18 protein-coding genes are annotated in these 18,430 nt (G+C 62.0%); 11 read left to right on the top strand and 7 right to left on the bottom strand.

Translation table 11 applies throughout. The annotated features are described in order from the left end of the window. Positions 1–49: 49 nt before the first annotated feature. On the top strand, positions 50–1,138 hold the full coding sequence (locus GR328_RS14160; protein WP_160885286.1) for a TRAP transporter substrate-binding protein: 1,089 nt from the start codon (positions 50–52) through the stop codon (positions 1,136–1,138). Between the two features lie 5 nt (positions 1,139–1,143). Then, a complete protein-coding gene (locus GR328_RS14155) occupies positions 1,144–1,899 on the top strand; it encodes a hypothetical protein (protein ID WP_160885178.1) in 756 nt (251 codons plus the stop codon). 58 nt (positions 1,900–1,957) lie between these two features. On the opposite strand, the gene hmgA is transcribed toward GR328_RS14155, so the two are convergent. Continuing rightward, the gene (gene hmgA / locus GR328_RS14150; protein ID WP_160885177.1) at positions 1,958–3,325 is read right to left on the bottom strand and encodes a homogentisate 1,2-dioxygenase; all 1,368 of its coding nucleotides are present in this window, start codon (positions 3,323–3,325) and stop codon (positions 1,958–1,960) included. Positions 3,326–3,449: 124 nt separating this feature from the next. On the opposite strand from hmgA, the gene GR328_RS14145 reads away from it, so the two are divergent. The 4 genes from GR328_RS14145 (at position 3,450) to GR328_RS14130 (ending at position 7,488) form a co-directional block, all read left to right on the top strand. Beyond that, positions 3,450–3,950 (top strand): MarR family winged helix-turn-helix transcriptional regulator, encoded by a 501-nt coding sequence (locus GR328_RS14145; protein WP_160885176.1) that lies wholly within the window; start codon positions 3,450–3,452, stop codon positions 3,948–3,950. Beyond that, entirely contained in the window at positions 3,947–4,573 is a 627-nt protein-coding gene (maiA, locus tag GR328_RS14140; protein ID WP_160885175.1) for a maleylacetoacetate isomerase, read from the top strand. The genes GR328_RS14145 and maiA overlap by 4 nt, the downstream gene beginning before the upstream one ends. Positions 4,574–4,662: 89 nt before the next feature. Continuing rightward, positions 4,663–5,778: a 4-hydroxyphenylpyruvate dioxygenase gene (gene hppD, locus GR328_RS14135; RefSeq protein WP_160885174.1), complete on the top strand. Its 1,116-nt coding sequence runs from the start codon at positions 4,663–4,665 to the stop codon at positions 5,776–5,778. A 501-nt stretch (positions 5,779–6,279) separates the two neighbouring features. Then, positions 6,280–7,488, top strand: coding sequence for a porin (locus GR328_RS14130; protein WP_160885173.1), 1,209 nt, complete (start codon positions 6,280–6,282; stop codon positions 7,486–7,488). Positions 7,489–7,864: 376 nt separating this feature from the next. On the opposite strand, the gene GR328_RS14125 is transcribed toward GR328_RS14130, so the two are convergent. Next, positions 7,865–9,913: a lytic transglycosylase domain-containing protein gene (locus GR328_RS14125; RefSeq protein WP_160885172.1), complete on the bottom strand. Its 2,049-nt coding sequence runs from the start codon at positions 9,911–9,913 to the stop codon at positions 7,865–7,867. Positions 9,914–10,098: 185 nt separating this feature from the next. Between GR328_RS14125 and dapA the strand changes: the two genes are divergently transcribed. From dapA to GR328_RS14110, 3 genes are read left to right on the top strand one after another with little or no spacing between them, the layout of a single operon-like run. Then, a complete protein-coding gene (gene dapA, locus GR328_RS14120; protein WP_160885171.1) occupies positions 10,099–10,983 on the top strand; it encodes a 4-hydroxy-tetrahydrodipicolinate synthase in 885 nt (294 codons plus the stop codon). Between the two features lie 6 nt (positions 10,984–10,989). Continuing rightward, a complete protein-coding gene (smpB, locus tag GR328_RS14115) occupies positions 10,990–11,463 on the top strand; it encodes an SsrA-binding protein SmpB (RefSeq protein ID WP_160885170.1) in 474 nt (157 codons plus the stop codon). Positions 11,464–11,512: 49 nt separating this feature from the next. Further along, positions 11,513–12,043 carry a glycine cleavage system transcriptional repressor gene (locus GR328_RS14110; protein WP_160885169.1) on the top strand — a complete coding sequence of 177 codons (531 nt, stop codon included), beginning with the start codon at positions 11,513–11,515 and terminating at the stop codon, positions 12,041–12,043. 56 nt (positions 12,044–12,099) lie between these two features. Here GR328_RS14110 and GR328_RS14105 read toward each other — a convergent pair whose 3' ends face one another. Next, entirely contained in the window at positions 12,100–12,753 is a 654-nt protein-coding gene (locus GR328_RS14105; RefSeq protein ID WP_160885168.1) for a LabA-like NYN domain-containing protein, read from the bottom strand. Between the two features lie 239 nt (positions 12,754–12,992). After that, the gene (gene pyrE, locus GR328_RS14100) at positions 12,993–13,577 is read right to left on the bottom strand and encodes an orotate phosphoribosyltransferase (protein ID WP_160885167.1); all 585 of its coding nucleotides are present in this window, start codon (positions 13,575–13,577) and stop codon (positions 12,993–12,995) included. Positions 13,578–13,935: 358 nt separating this feature from the next. On the opposite strand from pyrE, the gene GR328_RS14095 reads away from it, so the two are divergent. Then, positions 13,936–14,103 (top strand): hypothetical protein, encoded by a 168-nt coding sequence (locus GR328_RS14095; RefSeq protein WP_160885166.1) that lies wholly within the window; start codon positions 13,936–13,938, stop codon positions 14,101–14,103. Between the two features lie 43 nt (positions 14,104–14,146). Next, the gene (locus GR328_RS28260) at positions 14,147–14,410 is read left to right on the top strand and encodes a LuxR C-terminal-related transcriptional regulator (RefSeq protein ID WP_160885165.1); all 264 of its coding nucleotides are present in this window, start codon (positions 14,147–14,149) and stop codon (positions 14,408–14,410) included. 50 nt (positions 14,411–14,460) lie between these two features. Here the strand turns inward: GR328_RS28260 and GR328_RS14085 are convergent, their stop codons facing one another. The 3 genes from GR328_RS14085 to rpoZ form a co-directional block, all read right to left on the bottom strand. Further along, positions 14,461–15,159 carry a gamma-glutamyl-gamma-aminobutyrate hydrolase family protein gene (locus tag GR328_RS14085; RefSeq protein WP_160885164.1) on the bottom strand — a complete coding sequence of 233 codons (699 nt, stop codon included), beginning with the start codon at positions 15,157–15,159 and terminating at the stop codon, positions 14,461–14,463. Between the two features lie 6 nt (positions 15,160–15,165). Continuing rightward, entirely contained in the window at positions 15,166–17,337 is a 2,172-nt protein-coding gene (locus GR328_RS14080; RefSeq protein ID WP_160885163.1) for a RelA/SpoT family protein, read from the bottom strand. Between the two features lie 187 nt (positions 17,338–17,524). Continuing rightward, complete coding sequence (rpoZ, locus tag GR328_RS14075; protein WP_160885162.1) at positions 17,525–17,929, bottom strand: DNA-directed RNA polymerase subunit omega; 405 nt, start codon at positions 17,927–17,929, stop codon at positions 17,525–17,527. Positions 17,930–18,430: the final 501 nt, after the last annotated feature.

Genomic DNA, 18,430 nt, shown 5'->3' with positions numbered 1-18,430 from the left:
TTATTGAGCTTGCAACGAAAGAGTCCGCGGGGAAACGCCAATGACAACGATGAAGAGAAGAAACTTCCTGAAGGGGGCCGGTCTTGCGGCTGCGGCCACCTCGGTGGCGGCTCCCGCCATTGCGCAGTCCAGCCCGGAGGTTCGCTGGCGTCTGACCTCGAGCTTCCCCAAGTCTCTCGATACGATTTTCGGTACGGCGCAGACTTTCGCCAAGTACATGGCGGACGCGACCGACGGAAAGTTCCAGATCCAGGTCTTCGCTCCGGGCGAGATCGTGGGCGGCCTCCAGGCTATGGATGCGGTAGAGAACGGCTCCGTCGAGTGCGCCCATACCCCGACCTATTATTACATCGGCCGCGAGCCGGCGCTCGGTGTGGCGACGGGCCTGCCGTTCAGCCTCAATGCGCGCCAGTCCCATTCCTGGTGGCATTTCGCCGGCGGCAAGGAGATCATCAACGAGATCCTCGGCAAATATAACTGCACCTCCCTCGTCTGCGGCAATTCCGGAGCGCAGATGGGCGGCTTCTTCCGCAAGGAGATCAACACCGTCGACGACCTGAAGGGTCTCAAGTTCCGCATCGGCGGCCTTGGGGGGCAGGTGCTCGCCAAGCTCGGCGTCGTTCCGCAGCAGGTTGCGCCCGGCGACGTCTATCCGGCTCTCGAACGCGGCACGCTCGACGCCGCCGAGTTCGTCGGTCCCTACGATGATGAGAAGCTGGGCTTCCTGAAGGTCGCCAAGTACTACTACGCCCCCGGCTTTTGGGAGGGCGGCGCCATGCTGCACCTCGTCATCAACAAGCAAAAGTGGGACGACCTGCCTAAGCACTACCAGGCCATCATGTCCAATGCCGCCGAGGCCGCGAACAACTGGATGTTGGCGAAATACGATGCCGTGAACGGCCAAGCTCTGCGGCGCATGGTCGGCGCGGGCGCGGAACTGCGTACCTTCTCGCAGCCCATCATGGAGGCTTCGCTCAAGGCCGCGAACGAACTCTATGAGGAACTCTCCGCTAAGAACGCCAACTTCAAGAAGGCCTACGATTCGATGGTGGCCTATCGTGCCGATGTCCTGCCCTGGTGGCAGCTCAACGAATACGCATTCGACACCTTCATGATCCGCACGCGCGGTCGGGCGTAAGGGCGATGAGGCCGCAGAGGAGAGGGGCCTTCTCAACGGCGCTCCTCCTCTGTTCTGCGTTGTGCGGCGGGAGTACTCCCGCTGCCGCGCAGGAACTCGTCATTCGGGACGTGACCTATCCGGACTTGCCGAGACAGGCTGCGTCTGCGGACGGGTTCGTACCCAGGGGGTGGGTTGTCGAAGGCGAAGCGAGTGGTGATCTGAACCGGGACGGTGTCGCGGATCTGGCGATCGTGCTTCGACAGAACGATCCGAACAACGTGATCGAGAATCTGGGGCTCGGCGAAAATCCGTTCAACACGAATCCGCGCATTCTGGCGGTGGCTTTCCGCAACGGCCCTTCGGGGGACTATGTTCTGAAAGTGGTGAACCACACGCTCATTCGGCGACGCGAAGATCCGGTGCAGGTAGATCCCTTCGGCGAAGGGAATGGCGGCATCGCCATCAGGCGAGGAAGCCTGGAGGTGTCTCTCCACCACTTCATGAGCGCCGGCGGGTGGGGCATGTTTCGAGCGACATACAAGGTTCGATACCAAAACGGGCGCTTCGAGTTGATCGGTTATGACCGCTCTGCGGTTCACCGCACCACCGGCGAAACCAAGGATGTCAGCGTCAACTATCTTACTCGCAGGATGCAGCATTCGACCGGACATATTTCGAGCGACACCCCCACAAAGGTGACATGGAGGACCTTGCCTCTCCGTGCGCCGCTCGCTCTTGACGCCGTCGGCGACGGATTGAACTTCGATCCCGAGCGCTGAGTTTCGCATCGTATGGTGGAGATGCGGTCTCTCCGACTGGAGGAAAGGCTCGCCATACTCACTTCGGCTCGCGCCGGTTGGGATCGAAGCGCTTCTTCAAATCACGCCAGCAATCGATGTAGTTCTCCTGCAATGTCGGCAGTTCGGCGGCATATTTCGTCACGCGCTGCGGAAAGCGCGTCTCGAACATGAAGGCCATGGTGCCGGTGAGCTTCACGGGTTTTAGCTCCACGGTGCTGGCATGTTCGAAGGCCGAGCTATCCGGCCCGTGCGGCAGCATCTGGTTGTGGAGGCTCATCCCGCCGGGCACGAAGCCTTCGGGCTTGGCGTCGTAGACGCCATAGATCAGCCCCATGAATTCCGACATCAGGTTGCGGTGATACCAGGGCGGGCGGAAGGTGTTCTCCGCCACCGACCATCGCTCGGGAAAGATCACGAAGTCCACATTTGCCGTACCGGGCGTCTCGGAGGGCGCGGTGAGCACCGTGAAGATCGAGGGATCGGGATGGTCGAACAGCACGGCGTTGACCGGCGAGAAGTGGCGCAGGTCGTACTTGTAGGGCGCGTAATTGCCGTGCCACGCCACGACGTCGAGCGGGGACTGCCCGATCTCCGTGCGATAGAGCTCGCCGCCCCATTTCACGAACAGGAAGGACAGGGCTTCCTTGTCCTCGTAGGCCGCGACGGGCGTGAGGAAGTCGCGCGGGTTGGCGAGGCAGTTCGCACCGATCGGGCCGCGGTCGGGCAGGGTGAAGGAGCCGCCGTAATTCTCGCACACATAAGCGCGCGCGGAGCCGTCGAGGAGTTCGACCTTGAAGGTCACGCCGCGCGGGATCACGCAGATCTCGCCGGGCTCGATGTCGATCACGCCGAATTCCGTGCGAAAGCGCAAGTGCCCCTGCTGCGCCACGACGAGATATTCGCCGTCGGCGTTGAAGAAGTACTCGTTGTCCATCGAGCGCGTGACGAGGAGCAAATGCACGGCCATGCCGGTCTGGGTGTCGGAATCGCCAGCGGTGGTCATGGTGCGGAGGCCGGTGATGAAGGTCAGTGCCTCGTCCGGGATCGGCGTCGGGTCCCAGCGCAGCTGGCCGATGGGGAGATTGCTCTCTTCGCGGGCTGCAGGCGCCGTGCGCATGAGGCCCTTGTCCATTTTCACGTAGCGGCCGGAATGCTTCACGGAAGGCCGGATCCGATAGAGCCAGGAGCGCTGGTTCGTCGCCTGAGGGGCCGTGAAGGGCGATCCTGAAAGCTGCTCGGCATAAAGCCCGTAATTGATCCTCTGCGGCGAGTTGCGCCCGATGGGGAGCGCTCCCTCCAGAGCTTCCGTTTCGAACGAGTTGCCGAAGCCCGACATATAACCGGGAATGAGGGCGCTGGTGCGGGGCTGCCGAGATTGGATGCCAGAGACATTTTGAACGTTCATGAGCGCTCTCCCTGGAGCGGAGCGGGTTCCATCGAAAGGATATTGACCGGACGCTCCACAAATCTAGTTGCTAGTGCAACGAATTTCGCATATTGGTTGCATGCGCAACGAGTTGATGTCAATCATGGCCCGGCAGACCGCAACAAAGAAACAGGAAGCCTCCAATCCCACGGTGATCCTGGAGAGTTTCTTGCCCTACCGTCTGAATGTGCTGGCAAGCCTGACCTCGAATGCTCTGGCGCAGATCTATGCCGAGCGGTTCGGCCTCTCGATCCCCGCATGGCGGGTGGTGGCGACCTTGGGCCAGTACGAGAACCGCACGGCCCGGGACATCGCGGCTCACGGAGTCATGCACAAATCCACGGTCTCCCGGGCGGTGGCTTCCCTGGAGCAGCGCGGCCTCATCGCGCGCAGATCCAACAAGGACGACCGGCGGGAGGAATTGCTGGAGCTGACCGCCGAGGGGCGGGAGATCTACGAGGCCCTGGCTCCCGAGGCGCTCGCCTTCGAGGAGCGCTTCGTCTCCGTGCTGACCGAGGAGGAGCAAAAACTCCTTGTCTCGCTCGTCGACCGCCTGAGCGGCCATGCGCGGCAGCTGGCTCCCGAGGGGGAGGTGGAAGGATGAGGCTCTATACTTATTTCCGCTCCTCGGCGGCCTATCGGGTCCGGATCGCGCTCAACCTGAAGAGCGTGCCCTATGAACCCGTGCCGGTGAACCTTCTGAAAGGTGAGCAGCGGGAGGAAGCCTACGGCGCCGTCAACCCTCAGATGCGACTGCCGGCCCTGGATATCGGCGGTACGGTTCTCACTCAGTCTCCCGCCATTCTCGAATATCTCGACGAGGTCTATCCGGAGCCGCCCCTGCTGCCCGGAGATGCCGTGAGCCGCGCGAAGGTGCGCGCCATCGCCTCCATTGTCGGCTGCGATATCCATCCGCTCAACAATCTCGGGCCGCTCAAGTACCTCAAGGGAAAGCTCGGACACGAGCAGGCAACGATCGATGCTTGGTATGCCCATTGGATATGCGAAGGGTTCGATGCCATCGAAGCTCTGATCGAGACCGGCCCTTTCTGTTTCGGCTCTCAGGTGACCCTCGCCGACATCTATCTCGTGCCGCAGGTCTTCAATGCGCGGCGGTTCAACGTCTCGCTTGCCGCCTTTCCGAAAATCGTCGCGGTGGATGCCGCCTGCGCGGAACTTCGCGCCTTTCAGGATGCCGCTCCGGAACGCCAGCCGGACGCGGTTTGACGAGGCGGCGCGTGGCCGATTCCCGGCGATGCGCCCGTCGACGACGAGCAGGTCCGTCGAGGGCCTGCGCCCATAACAGGAGGAAAACCATGGGACCGTTTCCGCACGACGCACCGCCGCCGGCCATCAGCGAAGACAACCCGATGGGCACCGACGGCTTCGAATTCGTAGAATACTGTCATCCTGATCCGAGCCAGCTCGACACGCTCTTCAAGACCATGGGCTTCACACCGGTCGCCAAGCATCGTTCGAAAAACGTGATGCTCTACCGGCAGGGGGATATCAACTTCATCGTCAACGCGCAGACCGGCTCCTTCGCTGAGCGCTTCGCCAGCCAGCACGGTCCGTCCGCTCCCGCGATGGCCTTCCGGGTGGTCGATGCGAAATACGCCTATGAACGCGCTCTTTCCATGGGGGCCAAGCCGGCCCAGACGGAGAGGGGGCCCAACGAACTCGAGATCCCGGCGATCGAAGGTATCGGCGGGCTGCAGATCTACTTCGTCGACCGTTACGGAGCGAAGGGCTCGATCTATGACGTGGACTTCGAATGGCTTGGGGAGAAGGATCCTAAGCCCAAGGGCGTCGGCCTCTATTACATCGATCACCTGACCCACAACGTTTATCGCGGGCGGCTGAACGAATGGGCGGGCTTCTATGAGCGCCTCTTCAACTTCCGTCAGATCCGCTACTTCGATATCGAGGGCAAACTGACGGGCCTGCACTCTCGCGCCATGACGAGCCCGGACGGCAAGATCCGCATTCCGATCAACGAGGACGCGGGCGAGACCGGGCAGATCGAGGAATATCTCCAGGAGTATAAGGGCGAGGGCATCCAGCATGTGGCCCTTGGCTCTCACGACCTCTACGAATCCATCGAGACCCTGATCGCGCGCGGGCTCGAGTTCATGCCTGCCCCGAACGACATCTATTACGCGCGGGTCGACAAGCGTCTGCCGAGTCACGGCGAGCCCCTCGACCGTCTGCAGAAGAACGGCATCCTTATCGATGGCGAGGGTGTCGTCGAGGGGGGCTTCACGAAGGTGCTGCTCCAGCGCTTCGGCAAGACCGCCATCGGTCCGATCTTCTTCGAATTCATTCAGCGGAAGGGTGACGAAGGATTCGGCGAGGGCAACTTCAAGGCGCTCTTCGAATCGATCGAGGAGGATCAGATTCGTCGTGGGGTCCTGAAGCCGAACGCCGCTTGAGACCGTCGCATGGGAGCGATTCTACGAAGGCCGGCCATGTTCCGGCCCTCTCTTTTTGGATCGCTACAGCCCGTCCTCGACCAGATTGTGGACAGACTTATTCACAGGCTCACCCGCTCGTGATCCCGAGAAAAAGCGTTTCGGCGTTGTCTTCGCAACCCTTCTCTCCGAAGGGCTAACCCTTGAAAATTAAGGGTTTGTTAGGTCACGGCCGCAAGATCTTACCGAAAGTAAACGGCCGGGAATGAAAACGTTGCGTTTGTGCAACATGCCCGTGAAAAGCCCCCTGGATTGCCCAGTTTGTGCCTTCATTCGGTTGCTTGGCGGATCGCTCTGGCTAATGTGTCACCAGCGACGGGGGCACCCCAGTCGTCATTTGGTGAGTCCCAGCCAAGAGGCGGGCTGCCAGATCACTAGGGGAAAAGGGAAGTGTTTGGGGCTTCGGCCTTCAAATCACAAGAACCCGACCCCCCAAGGGTCTCGAAACTTTGGAGGTTTACCATGAAGCTCGTTAAGAGCCTTCTCCTCGGATCGGCTGCGGGTCTCGCCGCTGTTGCCGGGGCTCAGGCTGCTGACCTTCCTATCGCGAAGGCGGCTCCTGTTGAGTACGTTCGCGTCTGCTCCACCTACGGCGCAGGCTTCTTCTACATCCCCGGCACGGAAACCTGCCTCCGCGTCGGCGGCCGAGTCCGCGCTGACTACCTCTACGTCGAGCCGGAGCTCCGCGACGACGACGCGATCGGCTTCCGCGCTCGCGGCCGCATCCAGGTCGACGCCCGCACCGCTACGGCTTACGGCCTGCTGCGCACCTTCATCCGCCTGGAGATGTTCCGCGACACCGGCGCCTTCAACGCTGCTCCTGGCACCGTCGACAACTACTCCAGCCTCGATCAGGCCTTCGTGCAGTTCGGTGGTCTGACCGCCGGTCGCGCTCTGACCTTCTTCGACAACGGCGACATCGACGCTCAGACCTTCGCCGGCGTCCGCTGGAACGACCAGCCGAACGTCAACCTGCTGGCCTACACCTTCTCGTTCGGCAACGGCTTCTCGGCCACCCTGTCGCTCGAAGAGGGTGAGTACGCCGGCATCGGCCTGCCTCCCGCGTTCGGTGACGTCACCGCTGGCCGGAACATGCCCGACGTTGTCGCCAACATCCGCTATGCTGGCACCTGGGGTTCGGCTCAGCTCTCCGGTGCTGTCCACCAGCTCCGCAGCGTCGCTCTCACGGATGCTGCTGGCCTCGGCTTCATTCCTGACACCGAGTACGGCTTTGCCGTGTCCGGCCAGTTCACGTTCAACCTGCCGATGCTGGCTGCTGGCGACGCCGTGTGGCTCGCTGCCACCTACGCCGACGGTGCCCTTGGCTACCTCGGTTTCGGCGGCGCCGACGTTGACGATGCGATCATCGACGCCGATGGCGACATCGACACGACCCAGGGCTGGTCTATCGCTGGTGGTCTGCGTCACTACTGGACCCCTGAAATCCGCCAGAACGTCTTCGGTTCGTATGCCAGCGTCGAGTACGGCGCAGGCGTCGTGGGCGCAGACTTCACCGAGTGGCGCGCCGGCACGAACCTGATCTGGTCGCCGGTCTCCGGCCTGAACATCGGCGCGGAAGTCATGTACACCAGCGTTGACATCGACGACGTTGCTGACGACGAGACCGACGATTTCTGGCAGGCTCGTCTGCGCGTCGAGCGCAACTTCTAATCGGTTCACCCCGATTGGTTGGAGGAAACCCCGGTGGAAACACCGGGGTTTTCTTTTTTGTATCCTGAAGCCGCGTCGCCAGGGAACGTAGAGCCTCGGCCCGATCTGATGATGATGTTTGAGAAGGGCGTGATGGCGGTGCACAGGATCCGCATTCTCTCCGTCATGACTGTTACGGCCGCTCCTTCCATCATGGTCACACTTGATCAGGGCCTCCCCCTCCTTGACCGCCGTACCACAATGAGGGGGAGGCCGGGCCTGAAGCAGGGGAGGGACTGACGGTGGAGGCATGAGGATGGGATGAGCGAACAGACCCCGTTCGCCCCCTTCGGTACAGGCTCAATGTGCTTGGAATTCTGGCGGGCGCCGCCGTGCGTCAATAGGCGGTCTTCGTCGCATCTGCCGCCGCCGCGGCTGCTGCCGCAGGTGCAGAAACGGTTTTCTCCTTCAGCCTCACCCGGTAAACCTCCAGGTTTTCCATGACCCGCTGCACGTAGTTGCGGGTCTCGTAGAACGGGATCCGCTCCACCCAGTCGATCGTGTCCACCTGGGCTTCGCGCGGATCGCCATAGGCCCGGACCCACTTCTTCACGTTGCCGCCGCCCGCGTTATAGGAGGCGAAAGCGAGGATATAGGAGCCCTTCCAATCCTCCATCAGCTCGCCGAGATGGGCGGATCCGATCTTCGCGTTGTAGGAGGGGTCCTCCACCAGACGTTTCAGGTCGAAATCGACGCCGAAGCGCTTCGCTGTCCGCTTGGCGGTAGCGGGCATGAGCTGCATGAGACCGCGCGCGCCTGCGCTCGAGACGGCTTTCGGGTTGAAGGCGCTCTCCTGCCGGGCGATAGCATAGATCATTGCGGGCTCCACCTCGTCGCCAACCGGCTCGAAATCCGGGATGGCCGCGAGCGGGTAGGCATGCTGATCGAGCGGAAAGCCCCGTTGCAGGGCGATCTTGCCGACCGCGAGAACCGCGCGCGGGTTCTGCAGCGAGGTCGCCAGCGCCGCGAGGGCATCGAGCTGTCCCGGATCGTTCAGGGTCTGAGCGAGATCGCCATAGAGTCCGATGGCCAGATCCGTTTCCCCGGCCTGATGCAGGAGCTTCACGGCACGTACCGGAATGCGTGCCTCGAAGGCTTCGCGCTCCTCCCCCTGAAGCGGCTCCACCGCGCGGAGAGATACGTCCTTGCCCAGCTTCCGGCGGGCAAGCTGACCGTAATAGGTGGTCGGGTGATCGGCAGCCCGGGCGTAGAAGAGCCTTGCATCATCGGAAGCTCCAGCCGCCTCCGCGGCGCGGGCCTGCCAATAGGCAACCCGGGCGAGGGAAATGGGTGTCGAGGCCGTTTCCGAGACGGTCGCAAAGTGCTTTGCGGCCTTTGCCGGATCATTCAGGAAGCGGAGCGCGATCCAGCCCGCGTGGAACTCCGCCTCGATCTGCTGGGCAGGCGATTCAGCTGCGTGATGGCTGGCCACGTCGTAGGCGGCCTGCGCGTCGCCCTTATCGAGCAGTTCACGCACGACCCGGCGCTGCTCGGCCCACCATTCGTCCCCGTCTGCGCGAAGCTCGTGATCCCGCGGCGCCTGCATGAGGATTTTGGCGGCCTCGGAATAGTTCCTGCTCCGGCGCTGAAGGAGGGCGCGGGAGAACAGATAGGACGGATCGCTCCTGAGCGATGCCGGGACTGCGGCGAAGGCCTTCTGGGCCTTCTTCTTCCCCTGAAAAACACCCATGCGGGCTTTGACGAGGGTGGCATGATCCTTGCCGGCACGGCCGGCGGCGCGCAAAGCGGCGCCCCAGTTCTCCTTCAGGAGAAGGCGCTCCATGCGATAACGGTGGTCCGCCCCGGTGAGCAGGCCGGGGAAGCGGTCGAGGATGCGACGCTCGGTTTCGCTGCCGAAGGTGTCCTCCCGCCAGGTTTGGCGGATCAGGTCAGCCGCCTCCTGGTCAAGGCCGTCGCTCTTGAGGGCGAAAGCCAGGGCAATCCGCCCGCCCGGGGTCATCGGAGGATGCTTGTCGAAGAAGGTTCGAATTCGGGTATTCGAAGGGCGCTCGGAGAGGAAGGTGGTCTCCATTCGCCGGCGGAGCTGCGACGTCATCGGCCAGTCCGGATAATCCTGACGGAAGGCGATGATCCGCTCGTAGCCAATGGGCAGGCCGCTGCGGATGGCGAACCATTCCGCGAGCGCCTGCGCCGCCGGTTCCGAGAGCTTCGATTTCAGGACTGCAGCCTCCGTCAGGTCGTTCGCCCTGTAGGCCTTGAAGATCAGCGGCAGCTGTTCCAGGTCTTCCATGGCACTGGAGGAAGGCGTTAAGTCCTCCAGGGTCATGGCCTCAGGGGAACCAGCCGGCATGTCGCTGGCAAGAACGGTGAGGGCGGACAGTTGGATCACGGCGACAGACGCCAGAAGACGTATCGAACGGCGCATTGTGAGGTTCACCCGCTAACCCCCTTACCGTCGCCTCTGTGTGATGGCGACGTTTCTCTTGAGGAAACACCAAGTGCCGGGCTAGGACAACTCCCCAAAGGTTCGTTTGCGCCCATGCGACGCACCCCTTATGTGTTAAGCTGCTGGCCTCCTTCAGATCTGAAGCTTGTAATTCGAGGAATATCATGACCCGCTTCAAAGGCTCCATCACGGCTCTGGTGACTCCCTTCAAGGATGGTGCCGTGGATGAGGCGGCCTTCCGGGCCTTCATCAACTGGCAGATCGAACAGGGCACCCATGGCATGGTTCCGGTCGGCACCACGGGCGAGAGCCCGACGCTGAGCCACAACGAACACGACCGGGTCATCGAGATCTGCGTCGACGAGGTGAAGGGCAGGGTTCCCGTGATCGCGGGCGCAGGCTCCAACAGCACCGAGGAGGCCATCGGCTTCTCGAGGCATGCGGAGAAGGTCGGCGCCGATGCGGTGCTGGTCGTGACGCCCTACTATAACAAGCCGACGCAGGAGGGGCTCTACCGGCACTTCAAGGCCATCAACGACGCCATCGGCATTCCGATCATCATCTACAACATTCCTAGCCGCTCGGTGATCGACATGTCCGTGGAGACCATGGCGCGCCTGTTCGAACTCAAGAACATCGCCGGCGTGAAGGATGCGACCGCGAATCTCGCCCGCGCCAGCCAGCAGCGCCAGGTCATGGGCCCGGATTTCATCCAGCTCTCCGGAGAGGATGCCACGGCGCTGGGCTTCATGGCCCATGGCGGGCACGGCTGCATTTCCGTGAGCTCCAACGTGGCTCCGCGCCTCTGCGCCGAAATGCAGGAGGCCTGCCTGAAGGGGGATTATGCCACGGCCCTGAAGGTGCAGGACCGCCTCATGCCGCTCCACACCAACCTGTTCCTGGAAACCAACCCCTCGCCCGTGAAATATGCCGCGTCCGTCCTCGGCCTGATGCAGGACGATGTGCGCCTGCCGCTCATCCCGGTTACCGAGGGCACGAAGCAGGCCGTGCGGTCGGCCATGGTCCATGCGGGCCTGATCAACGCTTAAAAACGAATGGCAAAAGATTCGAAGGGCGCCAACCGGGTTGTCGCGGACAACCGGAAGGCGCGGTTCAATTATGAAATCGTCGATACCTACGAGGCCGGCATTGCACTCACCGGCACTGAGGTCAAATCCCTGCGCTCAGGCAAGGCCACTATCGGTGAGGCCTATGCCGGACCGTCCGGCGAAGAGTTCTTCCTGTTCAACGCCTATATTCCGGAATATCTCCAGGCCAACCGCTTCAACCACGAGACGCGTCGCCCGCGCCGCCTGCTTCTGCACAAGCGGCAGATCGACAGGTTGATCGGCGCGACGCAGCGCGAAGGCTTCACCGTGATCCCGCTCAAGATCTACTTCAACGAGCGCGGACGAGCGAAGGTGGAACTAGGCCTCGGGCGAGGCAAGAAGCTCCACGACAAGCGCGAGACGGAAAAGCAGCGCTCCTGGAACCGGGAGAAGGCGCGCCTCATGCGCGAGAAGGGCTGACTCGGCGCGGGCGCGCTCTAAGTTCTCCTCTGTGTTTGGGAGGATCGGTATGGCGTCCGTGGCTCTTGTCTCCGTTCTCGGCCCCGATCGGGTTGGGCTCGTTGCCGCGATTGCGGAACACCTGTTCAATATCGGCGTGAACCTGAGGGATACGACCTTCGCGGCCCTGGGCACCGGCGCGGAGTTCGTGGCGCTGTGCGAGCTGCCTTTAGGTTTGGAGGCGGGCGAGATCGAGCTGGGTCTCAAGCAGCTCCCGGAACTTGCCGGCGCGGACGTTCGGGCCGTGCCTTACGCTTTCGATCCCAGTCCCGGTCCCGCAGGCAGCATCACGCATCGCATCACCATCAGCGGCGGCGACCAGCTGGGCCTGGTGGCGCGACTCGCCGAGGTGTTCAAACAATACGGCGCCAATATCGTGCGCCTCGAAGCCCGCAAGCTGGGGGATGCGGAGGGCGGGCTCTATGTGACCCGTTTCGCGGTTTTCATCCCCGAGAGCCAGGCCAATCCGTGCCTCGCGACGGTCAGCAACACCGCCGGGGCACTCGGCCTCGATTGCGATGTCGAGGCCGGGATGCTCTGAGCATTCACGGGAGCCGCCGGTGGCCCCGGCCATCGTCGCACCTGCAGGAGAGACGATCAGATATCGAACTCGTCGTCCTGGCCCTGGCGGATCCCGTAGCGGCTCTCCAGCGCGCCGTTTCGCGGCTGATGCTGCTGTGATCGCGTCCGCTCGTTGCCTTCTCCCGTGGGACGCTGCTGGCGATCCGAAGGATCGCGGCCGATCCGGGAGGCGAGCTGCGACAAGTCCAGGAATTCGTCGGCCTGACGGCGCAGCTCGTCGGCAACCATCGGAGGCTGCGTGGTGATGGTGGAAACCACGGACACACGCACGCCACGGCGCTGCATGGCCTCGACCAGGGAGCGGAAATCCCCGTCGCCGGAGAAGAGAACCATGTGGTCGATGTAGGGGGACAGCTCGAGCGCGTCGATGGCGAGCTCGATATCCATATTGCCCTTCACCTTGCGGCGGCCGGCGGAGTCGACGAATTCCTTGGTGGGCTTCGTAACCACCCGATAGCCGTTATAGTCGAGCCAGTCGATCAGCGGGCGGATGGAAGAGTACTCCTGATCTTCCACCAGGGCCGTATAGTAGAACGCGCGCACAAGAGTGCCCCGGCTCTGAAATTCCTTCAGGAGGCGCTTGTAGTCGATATCGAAACCAAGCGTTTTCGTGGTAGCGTAAAGGTTGGCTCCGTCGATGAAGAGCGCGATCCGCTGTTGGCCTGACATAAGTATTCTCTTTTTGTGTCTGCCTGGGCGGCATAACAACCTTATCTGTCAAAGCGACATCTATTATTTATGCGGACAATTCAATTGCGCCATAAAAACAGGACGCGCCCGAGAACAGGCTGCTATCAACCCTTTAGACGAGTAAAACCACAAGTCCGAATACTTAATGGCGAGTAAAAGAAAAGAGTCAAGGTGGCGGAAACGGGGCAGTCAAGCCTTCTGTTGAAAAATAAACAGATTTAGGCTTTGAGGCTCCGGCTGCCGGGCTTGACCGCCGGTATTGCGGCGAGCTCGGGGGGGAGCTTGTCCGGCTCGAAGGCGGGAATGTCGAGCTGCACCAGGGAGACGAGGGGCACGCCGAGATCCGCTTTCCCACCGGAGCGGTCGATAAGGCAGGCCGCCCCCAGGATGGTTCCGGGATACTCCCTGAGAGCTGCCAGGCATTCGCGGGAGGAGAGACCCGTCGTGACGATATCCTCCACCATCACGACCCGGGCGCCCTCGGGAATGGTGAAACCGCGCCTGAGAGTGAAGACGCCGTTCTCGCGCTCGACGAAGATCGCCTTGGAGCCGAGGTGCCGGGCTGTTTCATAGCCCGGAACGATTCCGCCCACGGCGGGGGAGACCACATAATCGACGGGCCCGAATGTCTCTTTGATCTTGTCGGCCAGCGCCCGGCAGACCCGCTCGGTGCGGGCCGGATCCTGGAACACGAACATCTTCTGAAGGAATACCGGGCTGTGCAATCCCGACGACAGGATGAAGTGACCTTCCAGCAGAGCGCCGGCGGAGCGGAATTCATCAAGGACGTCGTTCGGGGTCATGATTGGTATCTCCTCGGGCGCTCTTTGGCAGGTGGGCTGACGAGAAGCAAGAGTGTTCGAGCGGGGAAAGGCCAACGGAAGCTCATCTGCGGTTACGTTCCTGTGCGAAGGCGCACTCGAGCTGCGACATGAAGTTACATCGGTGCGAAGGCATCGAGCCCCATTTCAGCCGGTTCGCGGGAGGTCATGTCAGTCGCTCATCTCCGTAACGGGACGAAATCGGAGACGACGGGCACGAAAGAAGCACACCGTTCTCCGTGAGGGATCGAGGCGGATCCTGGCCGAGACGGCGTATTGCCCGGCGATGCTTGCTGCGAGCCTCGGTGACGTGCCGCCCAGGCTGGAATCAGGGGGCAATATGCTCCTTCTGATCGCGGACACGGTTGTCGGCCATCCAGGGACATGCTGGAGGATCCGGGTGATCAAGGAGCGCAATTCCTCCGTCCAGCTTGTCAAGCTCGTCGAGCAGTACGATCTCCGCCGGGTGCTGACGCTTTCGAAGCGGGGGCTGCCGCCTGCCTCATGAGGTCGATGTCGCGCGAGGCACTCGTCAAGACCCTGGACTGGTCGTGCTCGGGGAAACGATTGTCCCGGGTGCCGTTCTGTTCGAGCTTCAGAGACCGGCGGGTTTCAACAATCCTGGAAAAGTGAGTAGCCTTTCCGCTCGCGAAAAGGCCATTCTCAGATGTCTGACTGGAGGCGCATCGAACAAGACCATCGCCCGCAGACTCGATATCTCCGAGGCAACCGTCAAGGTTCACATCAAGACCATCCTGCGTAAGCTCCGGGCGAAAACCGAACGCAAGCGGCTCTCTGGGCGTTTGCGCACATAATGACGAGGAGCTCCCGACAGGAGGCTTTCGTGCGGGCGTCGGGACGCGGCTTACTTCTTTCCCGACGCCCGCACGAAAGCCTCGAAGATCCCGTTGCCCGGATGGTCCTGTCTGGCAAACAGTTCCTGATGCCACTGCACTCCAAGCGCAAAGCGGCGGGAGGGAATTTCGATGGCTTCGACGACACCGTCTTCCGCGTGAGCGCTCGCCACCACGCTGTCCGACAACTCGATCACCGCCTCCCGGTGGAAGGTGTTCACGGAGAGCACACCTCCGCCGGTGACTCGGGAGAGAAGGGTGTTTTCCCCGACGGCGACCGTATGCTCGTATCCGCCCTTGTCATGTTCCAGGATATGTGCCCCCGTCGCGCGCACATCGGGTGACAGGCGGCAACCGTGAAGGGCTGCGAGAACCTGCATGCCGTTGCAGATGCCGAGAACGGGCTTGTCGCGTTCGAGAAAGCCCCGCATGAGCGCGAGCTCCACGTCGAGCCTTTCGGAATGAGGGGCTTTCGAACCCTGCCCGTCCGCATACCACGCGTCCGGGAAGGCGAAGCGGCCGCCTACGTTCATGAATCCATCGAACTCATCGGCAACAGCCTCGGCCATGTCCATGAAGTACGGAATGCCGAAGGGCATGCCGCCCGCACGATGAACAGCGACGAAGTAGTTCTTCGTCATGTCGTAGCGCGTTCCGTCAATGCTGGTGTTCTCGTCCATGATGACGGCGATGCGCGGCGTGGCAGACATCGGCGATTATCCGGTGACGCGGTCGACGCGGCTCACCACGCGCTTGGCGCGCAGTTCCGCGATGATGGCGTTGAGATGCTTCAGGTCCCAGACGGTCAGGTCGATGGTCACATCCGTGAAGTCCTGCGTCCGCCGCTTCATGTTGACGTTGTCGATATTGCCGTCGTGATCGGCGATCACCTGCGCGATCTGCGCAAGCGAGCCCGGTTCGTTGATCGATTGCAGCTTGATGCGGGCGGGAAAGCGCTGCGTGGAGCCGGATTCCAGATCCCAGCGCACGTCGATCCAGCGGTCGGGCTCGTTGTCGAAATCGGCGAGCGAGGGTGATTGGATCGGATAGATGGTGACGCCTTCGCCCGGGGTCAGGATGCCGACGATGCGGTCGCCCGGCACCGCTCCGCCTTCCGGTGCGAAGCGGATCGGCATATCCTTGTTCAGGCCACGGATCGGGATGCCGTCGGTCTGTTCGCCGTTTTGCCGTGTGCCCGCGCCGTCCGGCTGACTCGCGCCCTTGGCGTCGATTCCCACGCGGCGCTCTTCCTTGTAGTCGGGATAGACCGCGCGCACCACGTCGCCGGAGAACATCTCGCCCCGGCCGACCGCCGCCAGAACATCCTCGACGGAAACGCGGGCGAGGCGCGGCAGGGCTCCTTTCAGCTTTTCGTCGGAGAAGGCGCGGCCCGCCCGCTCGAAGGCGCGCTCCAGGATCTGATGGCCGAGGCCGGTATATTGCCGCCGCACGGCGGCGCGGGTGGCGCGTCGGATCGAGGCGCGCGCCTTGCCGGTTACCACGAGAGATTCCCAAGCCGCCGGCGGCGTTTGTCCCTCGGCGCGAATGATCTCTACCTCGTCGCCGTTTTGCAGTTCGGTGAGCAGCGGCGACATGCGACCGTTGATCTTGCAACCCACCGCCGTGTTGCCGACATCCGTGTGCACCGCATAGGCGAAATCGATGGGCGTCGCGCCGCGCGGCAATGCGATCAGCCGGCCCTTCGGCGTGAAGCAGAAGACCTGATCATGGAACAGCTCAAGCTTCGTGTGCTCCAGGAACTCTTCCGGGTTGTCGCCTTCCGCGAGGAGGTCGATGGTGCGCCGCAGCCATTGATAGGCGCGGCTTTCCATGGCCAGACGGGAATTGTCGTTCACGCCTTCCTTGTAGAGCGCATGCGCGGCAATGCCATACTCGGCAACCTGATCCATCTCCCGGGTACGGATCTGCAACTCCACCCGCTGGCTGCCGGGGCCGATCACCGTAGTATGGATCGAACGGTAATCGTTTTGCTTGGGCGTCGAGACGTAGTCCTTGTAACGTCCCGGAACCATCGGCCAACTCGTATGCACGATGCCGAGCGCGCGATAGCATTCGTCGATGGTGCCGACGATGATCCGGAAGGCGAAGATGTCGGACAATTGCTCGAAAGAGACGGATTTGCGCTCCATTTTGCGCCAGATCGAGTAGGGGCGTTTCTGACGCCCCGTCACCTGCGCGTCGATCCCTTGAGCCTTGAGCTTGGTAGTGAGAGTCTGCTCGATCTCTTCGACGAGCTTCTCGCTCTTCACCGTGAGCTCGTGCAGGTGGCGGTTGATGGCCTCATAGGCCTCCGGATCGAGATTCTGGAAGGCGAGATCCTCAAGCTCCTCGCGCATCTCCTGAATACCCATGCGCCCGGCGAGCGGTGCATAGATCTCCAGCGTTTCCTGCGCGATGCGCTGGCGTTTCTCCAGAGGCATGAAGCCGAGGGTGCGCATGTTGTGCAGGCGGTCAGCGAGCTTCACCAGGAGCACGCGCACGTCCTCGGCGATGGCCAGCAGCAACTTGCGGAAGTTTTCTCCCTGCGCGGCGCGCTTCGAGACGAGATCGAGGCGTTTGATCTTGGTGAGGCCGTCGACGAGCGCGCCGATCTGAGGGCCGAAGGTCTTGTTGATCTCCTCCAGGGTCGCCTCGGTGTCCTCCACCGTATCATGGAGCACGGCCGCGGCGATGGTCGCCTCGTCGAGCTTCATATCGGTGAGGATGGCCGCGACCTCGAGGGGATGGCCGAAGAACAGGTCGCCGGATGCGCGCTTCTGGTTGCCATGAGCCATCATGGCATACACGTAAGCACGGTTGAGAAGCGCCTCGTCGGCCGAGGGGTTGTAGCGCTTCACCCGCTCGACAAGTTCATACTGGCGCATCATGCGGCCGCCAACTCCTCGAAACTGCTCTATCAGGCTGAAATCAGACAACTTTAAAGAATATTGTACCGGCTGCTGTGACCGCAAGCTGAATACCTTGCCGCAGGCGGCAAATCCACGCTGTGGTTAAGGTGAAACGAAAAAGCCCGGCTTAGGGCCGGGCTTTTCAGGAAATCACAGAGCGAAAGCGCTATTCGCGCTCGTCATCGTCCGAGCTGTTGTTGCTCGGAGGTACGAGGCCCTCGAGACCGCGGAGCAGATCTTCTTCGCTCATACGGTCGAACTGGACGTCCGTGTCGTTGTCGGCACCGGAAGCGGCCGCCGTGTTGCCCAGCATGGGAACGGCTTCGGCCTCGGGCTCGTCCACCTCGACATACTTTTGCATGGAGTGGATGAGCTGCTCCTTCAGATCGTCAGGAGCGATGGTCTCGTCCGCGATCTCGCGGAGAGCCACGACAGGGTTCTTGTCACGGTCGCGGTCGACGGTGAGCGGCGCACCCGAGGAAATCAGGCGGGCGCGGTGGCTGGCCAGCAGCACGAGCTCAAACCGGTTATCGACCTTGTCGATGCAGTCTTCGACGGTCACGCGAGCCATGCAGGGGCTCCTTCTTCAGGTTCAAAGAATATCGGAAGGGGGACCGGATACACCGGATGTTGCCGGAAAACAAGAGGATGCGTTCCAAGACAGGGACTTAAACCCATGGTCCTGCGGAGCGTGCGGACCCGCATGTCGACTTGATGTCACCAAAAACATGAAACAATATATAAAATAAACAGCGAGTGTCCATGAATATCGTGAATTCTTTCCTGCTTGGCATCAAGTGCTGGTGCAAGTGTTTCTGGTGCAGGCTCTTCTCCGGCAGGCCGAAATTCGACCGCAATCTTCTGAAGGGATGGAGGCAGCACATCTAGAGCGTTCTTCTGCGACGTGAATCCGGTTTGTCATTGGGTGATGCGGCGAGCAAAAGAAGAGGGGTGATTCCCTGGCAGGGGAAACGGCTCTGAGGGCGGGATAAAGGCCCAAGACGCTCTCTTTGCCTTGACTCCGGAGCTTGCTGGTGCGAGTTCCGCGCGGATTCGACGCAATAAAGGTTCC

It is taken from the genome of Microvirga makkahensis (assembly GCF_009830105.1).
In the GTDB taxonomy this organism is placed as follows: domain Bacteria; phylum Pseudomonadota; class Alphaproteobacteria; order Rhizobiales; family Beijerinckiaceae; genus Microvirga; species Microvirga makkahensis.
The sequence above is the reverse complement of the archived record's forward strand: the minus strand, read 5'-3'. Positions and strand labels throughout refer to the sequence as shown.

Bases quoted from the DNA above. Each gene is read 5' to 3' on its own strand.
- hmgA (WP_160885177.1), bottom strand. From the start codon at position 3,325: ATGAACGTTCAAAATGTCTCTGGCATCCAATCTCGGCAGCCCCGCACC.
- maiA (WP_160885175.1), top strand. From the start codon at position 3,947: ATGAGGCTCTATACTTATTTCCGCTCCTCGGCGGCCTATCGGGTCCGG.
- GR328_RS14095 (WP_160885166.1), top strand. From the start codon at position 13,936: ATGCTCCTTCTGATCGCGGACACGGTTGTCGGCCATCCAGGGACATGC.
- GR328_RS14155 (WP_160885178.1), top strand. From the start codon at position 1,144: ATGAGGCCGCAGAGGAGAGGGGCCTTCTCAACGGCGCTCCTCCTCTGT.
- GR328_RS14080 (WP_160885163.1), bottom strand. From the start codon at position 17,337: ATGATGCGCCAGTATGAACTTGTCGAGCGGGTGAAGCGCTACAACCCC.
- GR328_RS14110 (WP_160885169.1), top strand. From the start codon at position 11,513: ATGGCGTCCGTGGCTCTTGTCTCCGTTCTCGGCCCCGATCGGGTTGGG.
- pyrE (WP_160885167.1), bottom strand. From the start codon at position 13,577: ATGACCCCGAACGACGTCCTTGATGAATTCCGCTCCGCCGGCGCTCTG.
- GR328_RS14105 (WP_160885168.1), bottom strand. From the start codon at position 12,753: ATGTCAGGCCAACAGCGGATCGCGCTCTTCATCGACGGAGCCAACCTT.
- hppD (WP_160885174.1), top strand. From the start codon at position 4,663: ATGGGACCGTTTCCGCACGACGCACCGCCGCCGGCCATCAGCGAAGAC.
- smpB (WP_160885170.1), top strand. From the start codon at position 10,990: ATGGCAAAAGATTCGAAGGGCGCCAACCGGGTTGTCGCGGACAACCGG.
- rpoZ (WP_160885162.1), bottom strand. From the start codon at position 17,929: ATGGCTCGCGTGACCGTCGAAGACTGCATCGACAAGGTCGATAACCGG.
- GR328_RS14125 (WP_160885172.1), bottom strand. From the start codon at position 9,913: ATGCGCCGTTCGATACGTCTTCTGGCGTCTGTCGCCGTGATCCAACTG.
- dapA (WP_160885171.1), top strand. From the start codon at position 10,099: ATGACCCGCTTCAAAGGCTCCATCACGGCTCTGGTGACTCCCTTCAAG.
- GR328_RS14160 (WP_160885286.1), top strand. From the start codon at position 50: ATGAAGAGAAGAAACTTCCTGAAGGGGGCCGGTCTTGCGGCTGCGGCC.
- GR328_RS14130 (WP_160885173.1), top strand. From the start codon at position 6,280: ATGAAGCTCGTTAAGAGCCTTCTCCTCGGATCGGCTGCGGGTCTCGCC.
- GR328_RS14145 (WP_160885176.1), top strand. From the start codon at position 3,450: ATGGCCCGGCAGACCGCAACAAAGAAACAGGAAGCCTCCAATCCCACG.
- GR328_RS14085 (WP_160885164.1), bottom strand. From the start codon at position 15,159: ATGTCTGCCACGCCGCGCATCGCCGTCATCATGGACGAGAACACCAGC.